General features: G+C 60.8%; 16 protein-coding genes. 12 read left to right on the forward strand and 4 right to left on the reverse strand.

Annotation, left to right across the window (positions count from 1 at the left end):
* Positions 1 to 90 precede the first annotated feature (90 nt).
* Entirely contained in the window at positions 91 to 1,017 is a 927-nt protein-coding gene (epsC, locus tag AB1J88_RS19420; RefSeq protein WP_041071188.1) for a serine O-acetyltransferase EpsC, read from the reverse strand.
* A 186-nt stretch (positions 1,018 to 1,203) separates the two neighbouring features.
* Between epsC and AB1J88_RS19425 the strand changes: the two genes are divergently transcribed.
* The 12 genes from AB1J88_RS19425 to AB1J88_RS19480 all read left to right on the forward strand — a co-directional run bounded on the left by AB1J88_RS19425 (position 1,204) and on the right by AB1J88_RS19480 (position 13,664).
* Positions 1,204 to 2,202, forward strand: coding sequence for a D-cysteine desulfhydrase (locus AB1J88_RS19425; RefSeq protein ID WP_430291754.1), 999 nt, complete (start codon positions 1,204 to 1,206; stop codon positions 2,200 to 2,202).
* Between the two features lie 332 nt (positions 2,203 to 2,534).
* A complete protein-coding gene (gene tcyJ / locus AB1J88_RS19430) occupies positions 2,535 to 3,335 on the forward strand; it encodes a cystine ABC transporter substrate-binding protein (protein WP_041071182.1) in 801 nt (266 codons plus the stop codon).
* Positions 3,335 to 4,000 carry a cystine ABC transporter permease gene (gene tcyL / locus AB1J88_RS19435; protein ID WP_003220607.1) on the forward strand — a complete coding sequence of 222 codons (666 nt, stop codon included), beginning with the start codon at positions 3,335 to 3,337 and terminating at the stop codon, positions 3,998 to 4,000. The genes tcyJ and tcyL overlap by 1 nt, the downstream gene beginning before the upstream one ends.
* A 3-nt stretch (positions 4,001 to 4,003) precedes the next feature.
* Positions 4,004 to 4,753, forward strand: coding sequence for an L-cystine ABC transporter ATP-binding protein TcyN (gene tcyN, locus AB1J88_RS19440; RefSeq protein WP_047290800.1), 750 nt, complete (start codon positions 4,004 to 4,006; stop codon positions 4,751 to 4,753).
* Positions 4,754 to 5,222: 469 nt separating this feature from the next.
* The gene (locus AB1J88_RS19445) at positions 5,223 to 5,987 is read left to right on the forward strand and encodes a hypothetical protein (protein ID WP_430291755.1); all 765 of its coding nucleotides are present in this window, start codon (positions 5,223 to 5,225) and stop codon (positions 5,985 to 5,987) included.
* Between the two features lie 393 nt (positions 5,988 to 6,380).
* Positions 6,381 to 7,622, forward strand: a complete 1,242-nt coding sequence (locus tag AB1J88_RS19450) for an SfnB family sulfur acquisition oxidoreductase (protein WP_430291756.1) — start codon at positions 6,381 to 6,383, stop codon at positions 7,620 to 7,622.
* A gap of 36 nt (positions 7,623 to 7,658) precedes the next feature.
* Entirely contained in the window at positions 7,659 to 8,852 is a 1,194-nt protein-coding gene (locus tag AB1J88_RS19455; protein ID WP_222017311.1) for an SfnB family sulfur acquisition oxidoreductase, read from the forward strand.
* Positions 8,852 to 10,204 (forward strand): LLM class flavin-dependent oxidoreductase, encoded by a 1,353-nt coding sequence (locus AB1J88_RS19460; RefSeq protein WP_315438577.1) that lies wholly within the window; start codon positions 8,852 to 8,854, stop codon positions 10,202 to 10,204. The genes AB1J88_RS19455 and AB1J88_RS19460 overlap by 1 nt, the downstream gene beginning before the upstream one ends.
* A 126-nt stretch (positions 10,205 to 10,330) precedes the next feature.
* Complete coding sequence (locus tag AB1J88_RS19465; RefSeq protein ID WP_041071164.1) at positions 10,331 to 11,140, forward strand: MetQ/NlpA family ABC transporter substrate-binding protein; 810 nt, start codon at positions 10,331 to 10,333, stop codon at positions 11,138 to 11,140.
* A 2-nt stretch (positions 11,141 to 11,142) separates the two neighbouring features.
* Positions 11,143 to 12,264 (forward strand): methionine ABC transporter ATP-binding protein, encoded by a 1,122-nt coding sequence (locus AB1J88_RS19470; RefSeq protein WP_430291757.1) that lies wholly within the window; start codon positions 11,143 to 11,145, stop codon positions 12,262 to 12,264.
* Positions 12,254 to 12,898 (forward strand): methionine ABC transporter permease, encoded by a 645-nt coding sequence (locus AB1J88_RS19475; protein ID WP_027611182.1) that lies wholly within the window; start codon positions 12,254 to 12,256, stop codon positions 12,896 to 12,898. Before AB1J88_RS19470 ends, AB1J88_RS19475 begins: the two co-directional genes overlap by 11 nt.
* Before the next feature lie 136 nt (positions 12,899 to 13,034).
* Positions 13,035 to 13,664: a class I SAM-dependent methyltransferase gene (locus AB1J88_RS19480; protein WP_430291758.1), complete on the forward strand. Its 630-nt coding sequence runs from the start codon at positions 13,035 to 13,037 to the stop codon at positions 13,662 to 13,664.
* Between the two features lie 84 nt (positions 13,665 to 13,748).
* On the opposite strand, the gene AB1J88_RS19485 is transcribed toward AB1J88_RS19480, so the two are convergent.
* Genes AB1J88_RS19485 through AB1J88_RS19495 form a run of 3 tightly spaced genes read right to left on the reverse strand, consistent with a single transcriptional unit; the run spans position 13,749 to position 18,963 of the window.
* On the reverse strand, positions 13,749 to 16,802 hold the full coding sequence (locus AB1J88_RS19485; protein ID WP_041071156.1) for an efflux RND transporter permease subunit: 3,054 nt from the start codon (positions 16,800 to 16,802) through the stop codon (positions 13,749 to 13,751).
* Complete coding sequence (locus AB1J88_RS19490) at positions 16,799 to 17,863, reverse strand: efflux RND transporter periplasmic adaptor subunit (protein ID WP_430291759.1); 1,065 nt, start codon at positions 17,861 to 17,863, stop codon at positions 16,799 to 16,801. The genes AB1J88_RS19485 and AB1J88_RS19490 overlap by 4 nt, the downstream gene beginning before the upstream one ends.
* The gene (locus tag AB1J88_RS19495) at positions 17,860 to 18,963 is read right to left on the reverse strand and encodes an efflux RND transporter periplasmic adaptor subunit (RefSeq protein WP_430291760.1); all 1,104 of its coding nucleotides are present in this window, start codon (positions 18,961 to 18,963) and stop codon (positions 17,860 to 17,862) included. Before AB1J88_RS19495 ends, AB1J88_RS19490 begins: the two co-directional genes overlap by 4 nt.
* Positions 18,964 to 19,095: the final 132 nt, after the last annotated feature.

Raw genomic sequence — 19,095 nt, forward strand, 5'->3', positions numbered from 1 at the left:
GCTGGACTGCGCAGCAGTCCCAATCCGGCGTCAGTCGCAATTGGGAGTCCTGCGGGAGCAAGCTCCCTCTCCACAAACGAACTGGAAATCTTACTTCTGCGTCCCGTCATCATGCTGCAGATTGGCCTGGGTCAGGTTGCTCCCCGCCGGCACACTGCGGGTCAGCCAGACATTGCCGCCAATGGTCGAACCCTGGCCGATGGTGATCCGCCCCAGAATCGTCGCTCCGGCATAAATCACCACATCATCCTCGACAATCGGATGGCGTGGATGGCCCTTCTGCAACTGCCCGTCTTCATCGGCCGGGAAGCGCTTGGCGCCCAAGGTCACGGCCTGATAAATCCGCACCCGCTCGCCGATGATCGCGGTCTCGCCGATCACCACACCGGTGCCGTGGTCGATGAAGAAACTGCGGCCGATCTGCGCGCCCGGATGGATGTCGATGCCGGTGGCCGAGTGCGCAATTTCCGCGCTGATCCGCGCCAGCAACGGCAACCCGGCACGATACAGATGGTGCGCCAGACGATGGTGAATCACCGCCAGAATCCCCGGATAGCACAACAGCACCTCATCGACGCTGCGTGCCGCCGGGTCACCGTGATAGGCCGCCAGCACGTCGGTATCGAGCAGGCTGCGCAGGCCCGGCAAGGCCAGGGCGAAGTCCTGAATGATGCGGATCGCCTGCGCTTCGACATCAGCATCGCCTTGCGCGCTGTGCCGGGCGACATACCGCAATTCCAGCCGCGCCTGCGCCAGCAAGGCATTCAACGCGGTATCGAGGGTGTGGCCGACATAGAAGTCTTCGCTTTCCTCACGCAGATCCACCGGTCCCAGCCGCATCGGGAACAACGCACCACACAGCGCCTCGAGAATCTCGGCCATCGCCGCGCGGGACGGCAACTCGCGACCACCCTGCTCGCCACTGGCCCGGCCATTCTGGGTACGCCACTGATCCCGCGCGGTACGCAGTTGGCTGACGATGGTCTGCAATTGCCAATGGCTGGAACGCTCACTCACGGTAAAGACTCCTCACAGGCGGCCGGTCTGGCCGCGTCAACGGCGACTACTTTACGACATGCCCGCAAGGACGAATTAAGAACCGATAGTGCTGGCCTAAGCACATTTGGCTATAAGCAATTCACGGTTGCCCCGTTAAAACGGCCTGCCTATAGTCCTGTCATCTTCCTCCGCCAGTACGGGCTCATGATCAAACAACAGCTGGATCGCTTTAACCGTCTCGACCTGCTCGGCCAACCGACGCCTCTGGAAAAACTCGAACGCCTGTCCGCCTGGCTGGGTCGCGATGTGTACATCAAACGCGATGACCTGACGCCGCTGGCCATGGGCGGCAACAAGCTGCGCAAACTCGAATACCTCGCCGCCGATGCCCTCGCTCAGGGCGCCGACACGCTGATCACCGCCGGCGCCTTGCAATCGAATCACGTACGCCAGACCGCCGCATTGGCGGCCAGACTCGGCCTGGGTTGCGTGGCGTTGCTGGAGAATCCGCTGGGCACCGACGACAGCAACTACACCGGCAACGGCAACCGCCTGCTGCTCGATCTGTTCGACACCAAGGTCGAGTTGGTGGACAACCTCGACAACGCCGACGAACAACTCGCCGCACTCGCCGTGCGCCTGCGCAGCAATGGCAAGAAACCGTATCTGGTGCCGATCGGTGGCTCCAATGCTCTCGGTGCATTGGGCTACGTGCGTGCCGGTCTGGAACTGGCCGAGCAGATCAAGGACACCGGCCTGGAATTCGCCGCCGTGGTGCTGGCCTCGGGCAGCGCCGGGACCCACAGTGGTCTGGCGCTGGCGTTGAGCGAAGCGCTGCCGCAATTGCCGGTGATCGGCGTGACCGTCTCGCGCAGCGAAGAAGATCAGCGCCCGAAAGTGCAGGGTCTGGCCGAACGCACGGCGGAGCTGCTGGGTGTGAAATTGCCAGTGAACTTCAAGGTCGCGTTGTGGGACGAATACTTCGGTCCGCGTTACGGCGAGCCGAATGCCGGAACACTGGCGGCGGTGAAGCTGTTGGCCAGTCAGGACGCGGTGTTGCTCGACCCGGTGTATACCGGCAAGGCCATGGCCGGGTTGCTCGACGGGATCGGCCGCCAGCGTTTCGACGAGGGCCCGATCATCTTCCTGCATACCGGTGGGGCGCCGGCGTTGTTTGCCTACAAGGATTCGCTGACAAGCTGATCCTCCCTGCTGCAAGAATTTCTGTGGTGAGGGGATTTATCCCCGTTGGACTGCGCAGCAGTCCCCTGCTCTTCAAGTCAGAAGAGAGGGCCGCTTCGCGCCCCATCGGGGATAAATCCCCTCGCCACAATTAATCACATATATTCGAAATTGGAATAACAGAAAGATCATTAAGTATTTTCAAGTCTAAAGCAGACATCTTATAGTCTCGCCGCAGGCGAATTTCGGGCAAGACGCATAAGCTGCTTTAGGGCACGATAACGCAGTCGTTGAACTCCCGGATTCGCCAACTTTCCTTAAGCGTCTTCCATAAGAAAACACAGGGGCTTGTCATGAATTTTTCCGCACTACGTCGCACTCTGCTGGTAGGTTCGCTGGGCCTTGCACTGAGCGCCGGCCTGATCGGCCAGGCAACCGCCGGTGAGCAGCTGCAACAGATCAAGGACAAAGGCGTCATCAACGTCGGCCTGGAAGGCACTTACCCACCGTTCAGCTTCGTTGACGCCGACGGCAAACTGTCCGGTTTCGAAGTCGAGCTCTCCGAAGCCCTGGCGCAGAAACTCGGCGTGAAAGCCAAGATTCAGCCGACCAAGTGGGACGGTATCCTCGCCGCGCTGGAATCCAAGCGTCTGGACGTCGTGGTCAACCAAGTGACCATCTCCGACGAGCGCAAGAAGAAATATGACTTCTCCGAGCCGTACACCGTTTCCGGGATCCAGGCGCTGGTGCTGAAGGACAAGGAAGCCAAGTTGAACATCAAGACCGCTGCCGACCTGTCTGGCAAGAAAGTCGGTGTCGGCTTGGGCACCAACTACGAACAATGGGTTCGCGCCAACGTGCCGGGCGCTGACGTGCGCACCTACGACGATGATCCGACCAAGTTCGCCGACCTGAACAACGGCCGCACCGACGCCATTTTGATCGACCGTCTGGCCGCACTGGAATACGCCAAGAAAGCCCCGAAAACCGTGGCTGCCGGTGAAGCGTTCTCCCGTCAGGAATCCGGTATCGCCCTGCGCAAAGGCGAGCCTGAGCTGCTGGCTGCGGTGAACAAAGCCCTCGACGAGCTGCGTGCCGACGGTACCCTTGAGAAGCTGTCGAAGAAATACTTCAACGCTGACGTCACCAAATAATGGAAGAAGCTTTCCAACTCGCACTGGACTCCGCGCCCTTTCTGCTCAAGGGCGCGTACTACACGGTTATCCTCAGCCTGGGCGGCATGTTCTTCGGCTTGCTGCTGGGCTTCGGCCTGGCCTTGATGCGCCTGTCGCGCTTCAAACTGGTGAGCTGGATTGCCCGCATCTACGTGTCGTTCTTCCGCGGCACGCCGTTGCTGGTGCAACTGTTCGTGATCTATTACGGCTTGCCGCAACTGGGTCTGGAACTGGATCCGCTGCCGGCGGCGCTGATCGGCTTCTCGCTGAACATGGCCGCCTACGCCTGTGAAATCCTCCGCGCGGCGATCGGTTCGATCGAACGTGGTCAATGGGAGGCCGCTGCCAGCATCGGCATGACCCGTGCGCAAACCCTGCGCCGGGCCATCCTGCCGCAGGCCATGCGCACGGCGCTGCCGCCGTTGGGCAACAGCTTCATTTCGCTGGTCAAGGACACGGCACTGGCCGCCACCATTCAGGTGCCGGAACTGTTCCGCCAGGCGCAACTGATTACCGCCCGGACTTTCGAAGTCTTCACCATGTATCTTGCCGCCGCGCTGATCTACTGGATTCTGGCCACGGTGCTCTCGCACCTGCAGAACAAGTTGGAAGAGCGGGCCAATCGGCACGACCAGGAGTCCTGACCCATGATTGTCGTGGAAAAACTGACAAAGCAGTTCAAGGGTCAAGAGGTGCTCAAAGGCATCGATCTTGAAGTAAAGGAAGGCGAGGTCGTGGCCATCATCGGCCCCAGCGGTTCGGGTAAAACCACGTTCCTGCGCTGCCTGAATTTCCTTGAAGAGCCCACCAGCGGCCGGATCAAGGTCGGCGATATCGAGATCGATACCCGCCGTCCTCTGAGCCAGCAACAAAGCCTGGTGCGCAACCTGCGCCAGCACGTAGGTTTCGTGTTCCAGAACTTCAACCTGTTCCCGCACCGCACCGCCCTGGAAAACGTCATCGAAGGGCCGATCGTGGTCAAGAAGATGCCGCGCGAACAAGCCGTTGCCCTGGGCATGAAGCTGTTGGCCAAGGTCGGTCTGGCCGGCAAGGAAGATGCGTATCCGCGTCGTCTCTCCGGCGGTCAGCAACAGCGCGTGGCGATTGCCCGGGCGCTGGCGATGGAACCGGAAGTGATCCTGTTCGACGAACCGACCTCGGCGCTCGACCCGGAACTGGTCGGCGAAGTGTTGGCGACCATTCGTGGTCTGGCTGAAGAAAAACGCACCATGGTCATCGTCACTCACGAAATGGGGTTCGCCCGCGATGTGGCCAACCGTGTGGTGTTTTTTGACAAGGGCGTGATCGTCGAGCAAGGCGAAGCCAAAGCCTTGTTTGCCAACCCGAAAGAAGAGCGCACCAAACAGTTTCTCAGCAAGTTTCTGAATCACGCCTGAGAAGCTTATTGTCTGGAGTCATTAACTTCCACGGATGGAAGTTATACTTTTCCCGCCTACACAGACATCTAAGCCCCTCCATTCTAAAACCTGTCAAAACAATACATACATGTTCTGCAGCCGTTGGGCTTAATCCGTTGCGCATCTCTTTGCCTGCGAAACGATCCAAACTCGCCTGCACTAAAACAATAAAAACTGCCAAAAAACCGTAGTTCCATTCGCCATTGCGGCTAGGCAGCGTGACTGCACAACGTAGGAATCTTCTGATTAATCGGTAATTCACGGATTAACTAATACACTCTATTGACACTCTTTCCCGCACACTCTTATCTAGTCGTCAACCGGCACCCACTAGTTGAATCAATTCGCACTCAGTCTGAACAAAAGTTCAGGCTGCATAACCGATTCATCACGCCTTTTGTTTTTTCAAGAAACGGAATTCGCCGCAAGATTTCAAGGAGAGAGCCCGATGATCCGCACTTCGCATACCCCCGAACTGGCAGCCCCACACCTGGCAGCCGCGCAGAAAAACGCCGTCAACCTGGCCGCGGCCGCGCATCTGCTGATCGATGTTCTGCCGTACCCCGGTATGGACGCCGGCGATCTGATCGAACTGTTCTGGAACAACTGCTACGTCGCCTCACGCGTCCTGACCAGTGAAGACCTCGGCACATCGGTCAGTCTGCGAGTGCCGGAGAGCTTCATCGCCAGCGGTACCGCACGGATTCACTATCGGGTCATGCAAATCGGGCAGGGACCGGCGCTGTCGGCGGCAACCCGGGTTCAAGTCAAGCTCGACTGCCCAGGCGGCCAGCCTTCGGCGTTGTGCGGTGACGAGAATCAGCAACTGGCGCCGGTCGCGGTACCCGATACCATCCGCCGCCAGGGCGTGAACCCCAATCAGATCAAACGCGGTGTGCCCCTGACCATCGAACCCTACCTGAACATGGCCGAGGACGACGCCATCACCTTGCGCTGGGGCGATGTGCGCATGGATCTGGCCCGAATCACCGCTGCCGATGTCGGCCTGCCGATTCAGGTCTGGGTGCCACCGGCAGTGATCGTCGAGGGCGGTGAGGATCTGCGCCTCGACGTGACCTACTGCGTCATCGACTGGGTCGGCAACAACTCACGCTGGGCACCGCCACGGACGCTGAAGATCGGTTGCGTGAATCCTTATCTGAAGGTGCCGCTGCGCCAGGATCTGAAGGCCGCTGAATCGACCAAGGATTGATGCCGCATTCCTGTACTCATGGGGCTTTGTAGTGAGGGGATCCAGGGAAGTCGTACCGCCCCGACGGACTGCGAAGCAGTCCCATTTTTTATGATTCAGAAAGGGCCGCTGCGCGGCCTGTCGGGGATAAATCCCCTCACCACAGGTTGTATTGCCACGGCTGAGAGACTGTTAACCAACCCGACCACCGCCCCTTCTATACATATTCCTAAAAGTTAGTTTATTTAATATTTATACACGCTTAGGGTATATGAACCGGACCACCGGACATTCTTTCGTTCGCCGCACTTTTGCGGCGTTTTTCATGAGATGTGAGGTAGGTAGTATGGTCCGGAACACAATCACCCCAGTGCAGATCGCCAGGGCATTGCGTGCAGCCAGGGAGCGGCACTGATGTCCAGTCTGGCCGATGCAAACGTCCAGTCGGATCTGGACATCGCCCCGTTGTTGTTGCCCGCGCAGGTCTTGCGCAACGACACCCAAGCCATCAAGGCCGCCCATGAGCTGGCGCAAGTCGCCCGCGTGCAGGCCGCCAGGCGCGACCGCCAGCGCAAGCTGCCGTGGTCGGAAATCGAACAGTTCACCCGCAGCGGTCTGGGCAGCATTGCCATCCCCCATGAATACGGCGGCCCACAGGTTTCGTTTGTCACGTTGGCCGAGGTGTTCGCGATCATTTCCGCGGCCGACCCGGCGCTGGGACAGATCCCGCAGAACCAGTTCGGCATCATCAATCTGGTGCTCGGCAGCGCCACCGAGGCGCAGAAAAAACAGCTGTTCCAGAGTGTTCTGGAAGGCTGGCGCATCGGCAACGCCGGCCCTGAGCGCGGCACCAAAAACACCCTGGAATTGAAAGCGCGCATCACCGCCGACGGCGATGACTACGTGATCAACGGCCAGAAGTTTTATTCCACCGGCGCGCTGTTCGCGCACTGGGTGGCGGTCAAGGCGCTCAATGACGACGGCAAGCAGGTGCTGGCCTTCGTCCGTCGTGGCACCCCGGGCCTGCGCATTGTTGATGACTGGTCGGGCTTCGGTCAGCGCACCACCGCCAGCGGCACGATTGTGCTGAACAACGTGCGGGTTGAGTCGAGCCTGGTGGTCGACAACTGGAAGATCAACGAGAAGCCAAACACCCAAGGCGCCGTGTCGCAGCTGATTCAGGCAGCCATCGACGCCGGCATTGCCCGTGGCGCCATCGACGATGCCATTGAATTCGTCAAAACCCGCGCGCGGCCCTGGATCGACGCCAAGGCCGAGCGCGCCAGCGATGACCTCTACGTGATCGCCGACATCGGCAAACTGAAAATCGAACTGCACGCCGCCGAGGCATTGTTGCGCAAGGCCGGGCAAGTGCTGGATCAGGTGCACGCCGCACCGCTCACCGCCGAGTCCGCCGCCCGCGCTTCGATTGCGGTGGCCGAAGCCAAAGTGCTGACTACCGAGATTTCCTTGCTCGCCAGCGAGAAGCTTTTCGAACTGGCCGGCAGCCGCGCGACCCTCGCCGAATTCAACCTCGACCGCCACTGGCGCAACGCCCGGGTGCACACCCTGCACGATCCGGTGCGCTGGAAATATCACGCGGTTGGCGCCTATCGCCTGAACGGTACTTTGCCGGCCCGCCATTCCTGGATCTGACGACCGCACACTTTCTCAAAGGCATTGGAGAGAACCATGACTTTTTCCCACCCCGTCGCGGTCATCACCAGCGATGAGCAAGCCCTGATCGTCGCCAGCGATCTGGCCGAAGATTTCAAACGCGACAGTGCCGTGCGCGACCGTGAACGCCGCCTGCCACTGCCGGAGCTCGACGTATTTTCCCGCTCTGGCCTGTGGGGCATCAGCGTGCCCAAGGAGTATGGCGGCGCCGGTGTGTCCAACGTGACCCTGGCCAAAGTCATCGCCCTGATCGCTCAGGCTGACGGCTCTCTTGGGCAGATTCCGCAGAACCATTTCTACGCCCTCGAAGTGCTGCGCGTTAACGGCAGCCACGAGCAGAAACAGCGGCTGTACGCCGAGGTGCTGGCCGGCCAGCGCTTCGGCAACGCCCTGGCGGAACTCGGTACCAAAACCGCCCACGACCGCGTCACCCGCCTCGAGCGTGACGGCAACGGCTATCGCATCAACGGGCGCAAGTTTTATGCGACCGGCGCGATCTACGCGCAGCGTATCCCGACCTCCGTGGTCGATGAAAATGGCGTGCAGCAACTGGCCTTCGTCCCGCGTGACAGCAAAGGCCTGACGGTGATCGACGACTGGAGCGGTTTCGGCCAGCGCACCACCGGCAGTGGTTCGGTGGTGTTCGAAGACGTCTACGTTGCCGCCGACGACGTGATCCCGTTCCAGAGCGCCTTCGAGCGTCCAACCACGGTCGGCCCGCTGGCACAGATCCTTCACGCCGCCATCGACACTGGCATCGCTCGCGCCGCTTACGAAGATGCCCTGCACTTCGTGCGCAGCAAAACCCGGCCGTGGATCGACTCCGGTAATGACAAGGCCACCGAAGACCCGCTGACCCTGAAGAGCTTCGGCCACTTGAGCATTCGTCTGCACGCCACTGAAGCACTGCTGGAACGCGCCGGCGAATCCCTCGACAAAGCCCAGGCCGAGACCAACGCCGAAACCGTCGCTGCTGCCTCGATTGCCGTCGCCGAAGCGCGGGCGATCAGCACTGAAATCTCGCTGGCGGCCGGCAGCACCCTGTTCGAACTGGCCGGTAGCCAGGCGACCCTGATCGAACACGGCCTCGACCGTCACTGGCGCAATGCTCGGGTGCACACCCTGCACGACCCGGTGCGCTGGAAGTATCACGCGGTGGGCAATTACTACCTCAACGATGAAAAGCCGCCACTGCGGGGCACCATTTGATGAGCAAGAAAAAGATTCTGCTCAATGCGTTCAACATGAACTGCATTGGCCACATCAACCACGGTTTGTGGACACACCCGCGCGACACCTCGACCCGCTACAACACCATCGAATACTGGACCGAACTGGCGCAGTTGCTGGAGCGCGGGCTGTTTGACGGACTGTTCATCGCCGACATCGTCGGCGTGTACGACGTCTACCAGAACTCGGTGGACGTCACGCTGAAAGAGTCGATCCAGTTGCCGGTCAACGATCCTCTGCTGCTGGTGTCGGCCATGGCTGCGGTGACGAAAAATCTCGGTTTCGGCCTCACCGCCAACCTCACCTATGAACCGCCCTATCTGTTCGCCCGCCGCATGTCCACGCTCGATCATCTGAGCCGCGGTCGGGTCGGCTGGAACATCGTCACCGGTTACCTCGACAGCGCCGCCAAGGCCATGGGCCTGCGCGAACAGGTCGAGCATGACCGTCGCTACGATCAGGCCGACGAGTACCTCGAAGTGCTCTACAAACTCTGGGAGGGCAGTTGGGAAAACGGTGCGGTACTCAATGACCGCGTGCAGCGCATCTACGCCCAGCCGGAGAAGGTGCACAAGGTCGAGCACCACGGCGAATTCTATCAAGTCGAGGGTTATCACCTCTGCGAGCCGTCGCCGCAGCGCACGCCTGTGCTGTTCCAGGCTGGCAGTTCCGATCGTGGATTGCTGTTCGCCGGGCGTCACGCCGAGTGCGTGTTCATCAGCGGCCAGAACAAGCCATCGACCAAAGTGCAGGTGGACAAGGTCCGCGCCAGCGCCGTCGAAGCCGGACGCAATCCCGAAGACATCAAGGTGTTCATGGGCCTCAACGTGATCGTCGGCGCCACCGAAGCAGCCGCGTGGGCCAAGCACGCCGAGTACTTGAGTCATGCCAGTGCCGAGGCCGGTGTGGCGCACTTCTCGGCGTCCACCGGCATCGATTTTTCCCAATACGAAATCGACGAGCCGATCCAGTACGTCAAGAGCAATGCCATCCAGTCCGCGACCAAGAACCTGCAGAACAACGACTGGACTCGGCGCAAGTTGCTCGACCAGCACGCCCTCGGTGGCCGCTACATCACCGTGGTCGGCTCGCCCGAGCAAGTGGCCGATGAACTGGAAGCGTGGATCGCTGAAACCGGTCTCGACGGCTTCAACCTGACGCGCATCGTGACCCCGGAAAGCTATGTCGATTTCATCGAGCTGGTGATTCCGGAGTTGCAGCGGCGCGGGTCGTACAAGACTGCGTATGACAGCGGCAGCTTGCGCGAAAAACTGTTTCACGCAGGGGCGCAGTTACCTGAGCAACATACCGGATCTTCGTACCGCCGCTAAAAGCATCGCTGGCAAGCCAGCTCCCACAAGGGTCTGTGGCGTTCACAAAACCTGTGGGAGCTGGCTTGCCAGCGATGAGGCCCGACCAGACACCACAAAATTCATGCACTGACTGGAAAAATCACCATGACCCAGAAATTCCTGTCCCACCCAGTCAAAGCACTGGCCCTGGCCTTCGGCCTGTTCAGCTCGGCGGTGTTCGCCGCCGATGCACCCCTTAAAATCGGCACCACCGCCGCCTTCGCGATTCCGCTGGAAGCCGCCGTCGAGGAAGCCTCCAGACAAGGCCTGAAAGTCGAGCTGGTGGAGTTCACCGACTGGATCGCACCGAACGTCAGCCTCGCCGCCGGCGACATCGACGTGAACTACTTCCAGCACATCCCGTTCCTCGAAAACGCCAAGGCGGCCTCCGGTTTTGACCTGGTGCCGTTCGCCCCGGGGATCATCAACAACGTCGGCCTCTATTCGAAAAAATACAAAAGCTTCGACGAGTTGCCTGAAGGCGCCAGCGTCGCCATCGCCAACGACCCGATCAACAGCGGTCGCGGTCTGCAACTGCTGGCCAAGGCCGGTCTGATCACCCTCAAACCTGGAGTCGGCTACAAGGCCACCGAAGACGACATCGTCGCCAACCCGAAGAAGATCAAGATCCTCCAAGTCGAAGCCGTGCAACTGGTGCGCGCCTACGATGACGCCGATCTGGTTCAGGGCTACCCGGCCTATATTCGTCTGGCGAAGACTTTTGACGCAGGCTCAGCGCTGCTGTTCGACGGTCTCGACCACAAGGAATACGTGATCCAGTTCGTCATCCAGCCGAAGAGCAAGGACGACCCGCGCCTGATCAAATTCGTCGACATCTACCAGCACTCGCCGGCCGTTCGAGCTGCGCTGGATAAGGCTCACGGCAAGCTGTATCAGGCCGGTTGGGAAAGCTGAACATGACCGCCGCGATCCAACGGCGACTGGAGATTCCAGAGCCAAAACATGCTGAAAAAACCGAACTGCATCCCGAGCTGAATCGTGCCCACGTGCGCTTCATCGGCCTGGGTAAAACCTACGCGGGTCGGCAAGGCCCGGTGGCGGCCCTGCAAGGCATCGACCTGGCGATCCAGCGCGGCGAGGTGTTCGGCATCATCGGCCGCAGCGGCGCCGGCAAATCGTCGCTGATCCGCACGATCAATCGTCTGGAACAACCGACTGCGGGACGGGTGCTGATCGACCAGGTCGACATCGGCGAGTTCGATGAGGATCGCCTGGTCGCGCTGCGCCGAAGGATCGGCATGATCTTCCAGCACTTCAACCTGATGTCGGCCAAAACCGTGTGGCAGAACGTCGAACTGCCGCTGAAAGTCGCGGGCGTGCCGAAGGCGCAACGCGAGCAGAAGGTGCGTGAACTGCTCGAACTGGTCGGCCTGCAAGCCAAGCACAAGGCTTACCCGGCGCAGCTTTCCGGCGGGCAGAAACAGCGTGTCGGCATCGCCCGCGCATTGGTGCATGACCCGGACATTCTGCTGTGCGACGAAGCCACTTCGGCGCTCGATCCCGAGACCACTCAGTCGATCCTCGGCCTGCTGCGCGAGATCAATCAGCGCCTGGGCCTGACCATTGTGCTGATCACTCACGAAATGGCGGTGATCCGCGAAATCTGCGACCGCGTGGTGGTCCTGGAACACGGGCGAATCGTCGAGCAAGGCCCGGTCTGGGAAGTGTTCGGCAATCCGCAACACGAGGTCAGTCAGACCTTGCTCGCGCCGCTGCAGCACGCACTGCCGGAAGAACTGCAGAGTCGCCTGCATGCCCAGCCGCCCTCCCCGGGCGCGACGGTGGTATTGCGTTTGCAGTTCACTGGCAGTGCCAACGACGAGCCGGATCTGGCCGCGTTGTTTGCCGCCCTCGGCGGACGCGTGAAATGGCTGCAGGGCGGCGTCGAACGGATTCAGGGGCATGCGCTGGGACAACTGTTGCTGGCGGTCAGCGGCTCATCCTTGAGCGCCGAACAGTTGCGCGAGCGCGCCGGGCAGTGGGCGCAACGGGTGGAGGTATCGGGTTATGTGGTTTGATCGCTTGCTCCAGGGTTTCATTGACACCTTTCTGATGGTCGGCGTGTCGTCGCTGATCGCGTTGCTGGTGGGGATCCCGATGGCGGTGATTCTGGTCACCAGCGACAAGGGCGGGATCTATCAGGCGCCGCTGCTCAACCGGGCGCTGGGCGCGTTCGTGAATCTGTTCCGCTCGATCCCGTTTCTGATTCTGATGGTCGCGCTGATTCCGTTCACCCGGCTGATTGTCGGCACCACGTACGGTGTGTGGGCGGCGGTGGTGCCGCTGACCATCGCCGCGACGCCGTTCTTTGCGCGGATTGCCGAAGTGAGTCTGCGTGAGGTCGATCACGGCTTGATCGAGGCGGCGCAAGCCATGGGCTGCCGGCGCTGGCACATCGTCTGGCATGTGCTGTTGCCGGAAGCGCTGCCGGGGATCGTCGGCGGGTTCACGATTACGCTGGTGACGATGATCAACTCGTCAGCCATGGCCGGGGCGATTGGTGCCGGCGGTTTGGGCGATATCGCTTACCGCTACGGTTATCAACGTTTCGACAGCCAGATCATGCTGACGGTGATTGTGTTGCTGGTGGCGTTGGTGGCGGTGATTCAGCTCGGGGGCGATCGCCTCGCCAGAGGTCTGAACAAGCGCTGAAGCAAGATCAAAAGATCGCAGCCTTCGGCAGCTCCTACAGGGGAATGCGATCTTCTGTAGGAGCTGCCGAAGGCTGCGATCTTTTAAAGCGCGAAAGCGCTTATAGTCTGCTCAATTCCCCCAAACAGTCCGCCCCATGAAACAGACTCCCACCGATCTGGAACAGATCACCGCCACCACCCTCGGCCACTACAACTCGGTGGCCGAAGACTTCCGCGAAGGCACCCGCGATCACGATGTCAGCCAGAACATCGACGCGCTGCTACGGCATATCCACGGCACTGCGCCGTTCACCCTGCTCGATTTCGGCTGCGGCCCCGGCCGTGATTTGCAGACGTTCACCCGCATGGGCCATGTCGCGGTCGGTCTCGATGGCTCAGAGGAATTTGCGCGCATGGCCCGCGAAGACAGCGATTGCGAGGTCTGGCAGCAGGACTTTCTGAAACTCGATCTGCCGGCCGAGCACTTCGACGGCATCTTCGCCAACGCGGTGCTGTTTCATGTGCCGTTGCAGGAGTTGCCGCGAGTACTCAAGCAGCTGCATGGCACGCTGAAACCGGGCGGGGTGTTGTTCAGTTCCAATCCTCGCGGGGATAACCGCGAGGGCTGGAATGGGCCACGCTACGGCTCATATCACGACTTGGACGCGTGGCGCGGGTTGCTGACGGCGGCGGGGTTTGTCGAGCTTGAGCATTACTACCGGCCGGCGGGATTGCCGCGCGAGCAGCAGCCTTGGCTGGCGAGTGTCTGGCGGAGGGTTGGCTGAAGATCAAAAGATCGCAACCTGCAGCAGCGCCTGCATGGGATTTCCTGTAGGCGCTGCCGCAGGCTGCGATCTTTTGCTTTTGCCTTATGCGGTCTCTTTCTTCGGCTCGCGAATCTTGTACCAGGCCACATACAACGCCGGCAGAAACAGCAGGGTCAGCAACGTCGCAACCACGATCCCGCCAATCATCGCGTAGGCCATCGGCCCCCAGAACACTTCCCGGGCAATCGGAATCATGCCCATGCTCGCCGCCGCAGCCGTCAGCAGGATCGGCCGACGCCGGTGCTCGGTCGCTTCCACTACCGCATCCCACGGCGTATAGCCCTTCTGCTCGAACTCATCGATCTGCGTCACCAGAATCACCGAGTTGCGGATGATGATACCGATCAGTGCAAGGATCCCCAGGATCGCCACGAAGCCCATCGGCGTACCGGTCGGCACCAGCGCCAGCACCACACCGATCAGACCCAGCGGCGCGACACTTGCCACCAGGAACATCTTCTGCACGCTGTGCAACTGGATCATCAGGAAGGTCGCCATCAAAAACAGCATCAACGGCAGCACCTTGGCGATCGGTCCCTGGGCCTTGCCGCTTTCCTCGACCGTACCGCCCGTGGCGACTTTGTAGCCGACCGGGAGTTTTTCAGCGAAAGCATCAATCGACGGCTTGAGCAGTTTCACCAGGTCGGTCGGCTGGATCTCGTCGCGCACCGAGGCCTTGATGGTGATGGTCGGCAGACGGTCACGACGCCACACCAGCGGTTGCTCCAGCTCATACCGCACGGTGGCAAAGGCCAATAGCGGAATCGACGTGCCGTTGGGTGTGACGATCTGCAGGTTCTGCAGGGTTTCCGGGGTGCCGCGTTCGGAATCCACCGCGCGGCCGACGACGTTGATCAGGTAGATATCGTCATCGACCTGGGTCAGTGGCGAGCCGCTGACGATGCTATTCATCAGCTTCGCCACGTCTTCCGAGGACAGCCCGAGCTGACGCGCCTTGTCCTGGGCAATGTCGATGCGCAGCACTTTGCCCGGCTCGTTCCAGTCGTAAATGATCTCGCCGATGTGTTCGTTCTTGTCCAGCTCGGTCGCCAGATCAATGGCGTGCTTGCGCACCTGATCGATGTCCTTGCCGCTGACCCGATACTGGATCGGGCGCCCCACCGGCGGGCCCATTTCCAGCGCCTGCACGTAACTGCCGATGCCGACGAAATCCTTGTGCAAGCGTTCACGCAAGCGTTGGCTGAGGGCTTCGCGGGCCTCGAAGTCTTTGCTGACGATCACCAGTTGCGCGTAGTACGGGTTCTGCAATTGCTGGTCGAGCGGCAAGTAGAAACGGATCGCGCCCTGACCGATGTAAGTGCTCCAGCGCACGATGTCCGGGTCGCCCTTGAGCGTGGCTTCGAGCTTGTCCACGGCCTTGCGGGTTTCGTCGATCGAGGCGTTTTGCGGCAGGTTCAGATCGACGAGGATTTCCGGGCGATCGGAGGACGGGAAGAACTGATTTTGCACAAAGCGCATGCAGAACACCGCCAGCACGAAGCACAACACGGTGATGCCGATCGCCCACCAGCGGTTGCGCATCGACCACAGCAAACCGTGGTTGAATGCCCGACCAATGCGTCCCGGCTCGCCCTCGTGAGGTTTCACATTGGTGCTGAGGATGTGCACGCCGATTACCGGTGCGAACAGCACCGCGACGATCCACGACACCAGCATTGCCACCGCGATCACCGCAAACAGGGTGAAGGTGTACTCACCGGCGGAGCTGGCGTTGAGGCCGATCGGCACGAAGCCGGCAACGGTCACCAGCGTACCGGTGAGCATCGGGAACGCCGTCGAGGTGTAGGCAAACGTAGCCGCCTGCTCTTTGGTCTCGCCCATTTCCAGACGCGTGACCATCATCTCCACGGTGATCATCGCGTCGTCCACCAGCAGCCCGAGGGCGATGATCAGCGCGCCGAGGGAAATCCGCTGCATGGTGATACCGCTGTATTCCATGAACACAAACACCATCGCCAGCACCAGCGGAATCGAGCACGCCACCACCAGCCCGGCGCGCACACCAAGACTGATGAAGCTGACCACCAGCACGATGATCACCGCTTCGAACAGCGCGCTGGTGAAGCCACCAACCGCCTCTTCCACCACCACGGCCTGATCGGACACCGTATGGACGCCGACGCCAACCGGCAGATCAGCGGTGATCTGGTCGATCCGCTGGTGCAACGCCTTGCCGAATTCCTGAACGTTGCCGCCCTTCTGCATGGCAATCGCCAGACCGATTGCCGGCTTGCCGTCGAAACGGAATTCCGGCGTGGCCGGGTCAACATAACCGCGACTGATGTCGGCGATATCGGCCAGACGATAGAAGCGCTCATTGAGTTTGAGATTGACCTCGGCCAGATCCTTCTCCGAGGCGAACTGCCCTGAAGTACGCACCGAGATACGCTCGGGCCCGGCCTCGATCACACCCGCCGGAGTCACGGCGTTCTGCGATTGCAGGCTCTGCACCACCTGACGCTGATCGATGCCCAATGCCGCGAGCTTGCGGGTGGAGAAGTTCAGGTAAATCACTTCGTCCTGCTGGCCGATCATCTCGATCTTGCCCAGACCCGGCACGTTGCGGATCTCGGCGCGGGCCTGTTCCACGTAGTCGCGCAACTGGCGCATGGTCAGGCCGTCGGCGGTAAACGCGTAGACCGAGCCGTAGACGTCACCGAACTCATCGTTGAATCCGGGCCCCTGAATCCCTTGGGGAAACTGTCCGCGAATGTCATCGATCTTCTTGCGCACCTGGTACCAGATTTCCGGAATGTCCTTGGCGCTGGTGGTGTCGCGCAGGTACACGTAGACCGTCGATTCACCGGGGCGCGTGTAACTTTTCACGTAGTCGAGTGAATCGAGCTCCTCGAGTTTTTTCTCGATGCGGTCGGTGACCTGCTTGAGGGTTTCCTCTTGGGTCGCGCCCGGCCATTTGGTCTGGATGACCATGGTCTTGATGGTGAACGAAGGGTCTTCTTCACGCCCCAGATTGAAGTAAGAGAACACCCCCATCAGCAACGCGACGAACATCAGGTACCAGACGAACGACTGATGCTTGAGGGCCCATTCGGAGAGATTGAAAGAGCCTTTCATTGACTGTCCTCGTCGAGTTTCACGGCTTGTCCGGGTTTAAGACTGTTGACGCCTGCGCTGACCACGCGCTCGCCAGATTTGACGCCGTCGGCCAGCACCACGGTGCCGTCGGTACGGCTGATCACGCTGACGTCACGGGGCGCGACGGTTTTGCTGGAGGTGTCGACCACCCAGATGCGGGTCTTGCCATCGGCTTCCTGCAGGGCAGTGGCAGGCAACTCGATACGCGGCTTGATCGCCGAACTGAGGGTCACGCTGATCGCCGTACCGAGGCGAAACCCCTCCGGGGTGCTGGCCAGGGTCAGCCGCGCGCGGCGGGTGCGCGTGGCGCTTTGAGCCTGCGGTTCGATCTCGCGAATGGTCGCGGTGGTATTGATGCTCGGGTCGAGTTGCCCGGCCACCAGAAACACCACGTCGGCGGGGATCTGATCAACCAGTGTGTCCGGCAGGTCGATCACCGCTTCCTTGATGTCCGGTTGCGCCAGAGTCACCACTTGCTGGCCGGCGGTCACCACTTGGCCGGCTTCGGCATTCCATGCGGTGACCACGGCTTTGTGGTCGGCGCGCAGCTCGGTGTAGCCGAGCTGATCCTTGCTCTGATCGACCGCCGCCCGGGCCTGATCGAGCGAGGCCTGGGTGGTTTTCAGATCGGTGATGGCGATGTCCAGTTGTGCCTGCGCGCCCACCCCACGATCAAACAGCGCCTGCTGACGCCGGGCATTGGCCTGGGCGTTGATCAGTTGCGCCTGCACCTTGGCCAGATCACCCTGGGCCGAACGCAACTGGTTCTGTTGATCGGAGGGGTCGAGCGTGGCGAGCAACGTACCCTTTTGCACCTCGGTGCCGACATCGACGTTACGGCTGGCAATACGTCCACCGACGCGGAAACCGGTGTTGCTCTCGTAACGCGCCTGAATGCTGCCGGCGAAACGCCCGAGGGTTTCCTCGTTCAGCGCCTGTACCTTGATCGACAGCACAGGCCGTACCGGCTCCGAAGGCGGCTCGCTTTTCGAGCAGGCGGCCAGCAACACACTGATGGATAACAACCCGAGACGCTTCATGGCTGTGCTCCCGGTTGCAGATCCTTGTAGGTGTTTTCGGCGATCTCGACTTTCATTCCGGGATGCAACAACTGCCCACCCGCGACAATGACTTTTTCCCCGCCTTTGAGACCGTCGCTGATGATCACCTTGCCGATCAGGTAGCGGCTGACAGTGACGTTGTGCAACTGCGCCTCGCCCTTGTCGTCAACCATCCACACGGCCGGATCGCTGATGTTTTTGGTCAGCGCCGACCATGGCAATTCCACCGCCGACTTGCCGCTGCCCTTGGCCGTGGCGCTGACCACCGAGCCGAGCTGCATGCCCTGCGGCAGGCTGTCGAGGGTGACTTTGACTTGTACCGTGCCAGACTGCGCCGACACTGCCGGAGTGATTTCGCGCACCGTGCCGGTGGTCTTGATCGCGGGATTATCGAGCAGGCTGACGACAATCGAGCGATCGGCAGGACGTTCGGCCAGCAGCGATTCGTAGACGTTGAACACCGCGTCGCGATCGCCATCGCGGGCCAGTTTGAAAATCGGCGCGGTCGCCTGGACCACCTGGCCGACTTCAGCCTGGCGCTCGGTAATAATGCCGGGGGCGTCAGCGATCAGCGAGGTGTAACTGAGTTGATCCTTGGCATTGGCCAGTTGCGCCTGCGCCGCGCTCAGGGCGCTCTGGCTGCTGCGCAAAGCGGCTTGGGCGGAGTCGAATTCGCTCTGGCTGGTGTAACCCTTGGGCAACAGTTTCTGCTGACGCACGAACGCCGCCGCGCTCTGTTTGACCCGTGCCTGCTCGGCGATGACCTGGGCCTGAGCGGAATCGACGTTGGTCTGCAAATCCTTGGGATCGAGTTTGGCCAGCACTTGCCTGGCGCTGACCCGGTCGCCGACATCCACCATGCGCTGGATGATCTTGCCACCGACCCGGAACGACAGTTCGGTCTGCACCCGGGCCTGCACATCGCCGGTCAGGGTCACGGCAGCCGCGTAATCGGCGGGTTTGACCTCTTGCACAAAGACCCGTGGCAGGTACTCCGCCGGGGCTTCTTTCTTGCCGCAAGCGGTCAACAACGTGAACAGGCTCAGCACGACAACTGTTTTCAATCCGGGACTCGCCATGCAGACTCCTTCCTGTGTACGAACGTGCAAGTGACGATACGACTGTGAGCTTAGAACAGGGTTCAACGTTCGCCTGCGTGATCTCTTTATTTCCCCTGTAGGAGCTGCCGCAGGCTGCGATCTTTTGACTTT

Origin of the sequence: Pseudomonas sp. S8 (genome assembly GCF_050473925.1) — a bacterium.
Taxonomy (GTDB): Bacteria; Pseudomonadota; Gammaproteobacteria; order Pseudomonadales; family Pseudomonadaceae; genus Aquipseudomonas; species Aquipseudomonas parakoreensis.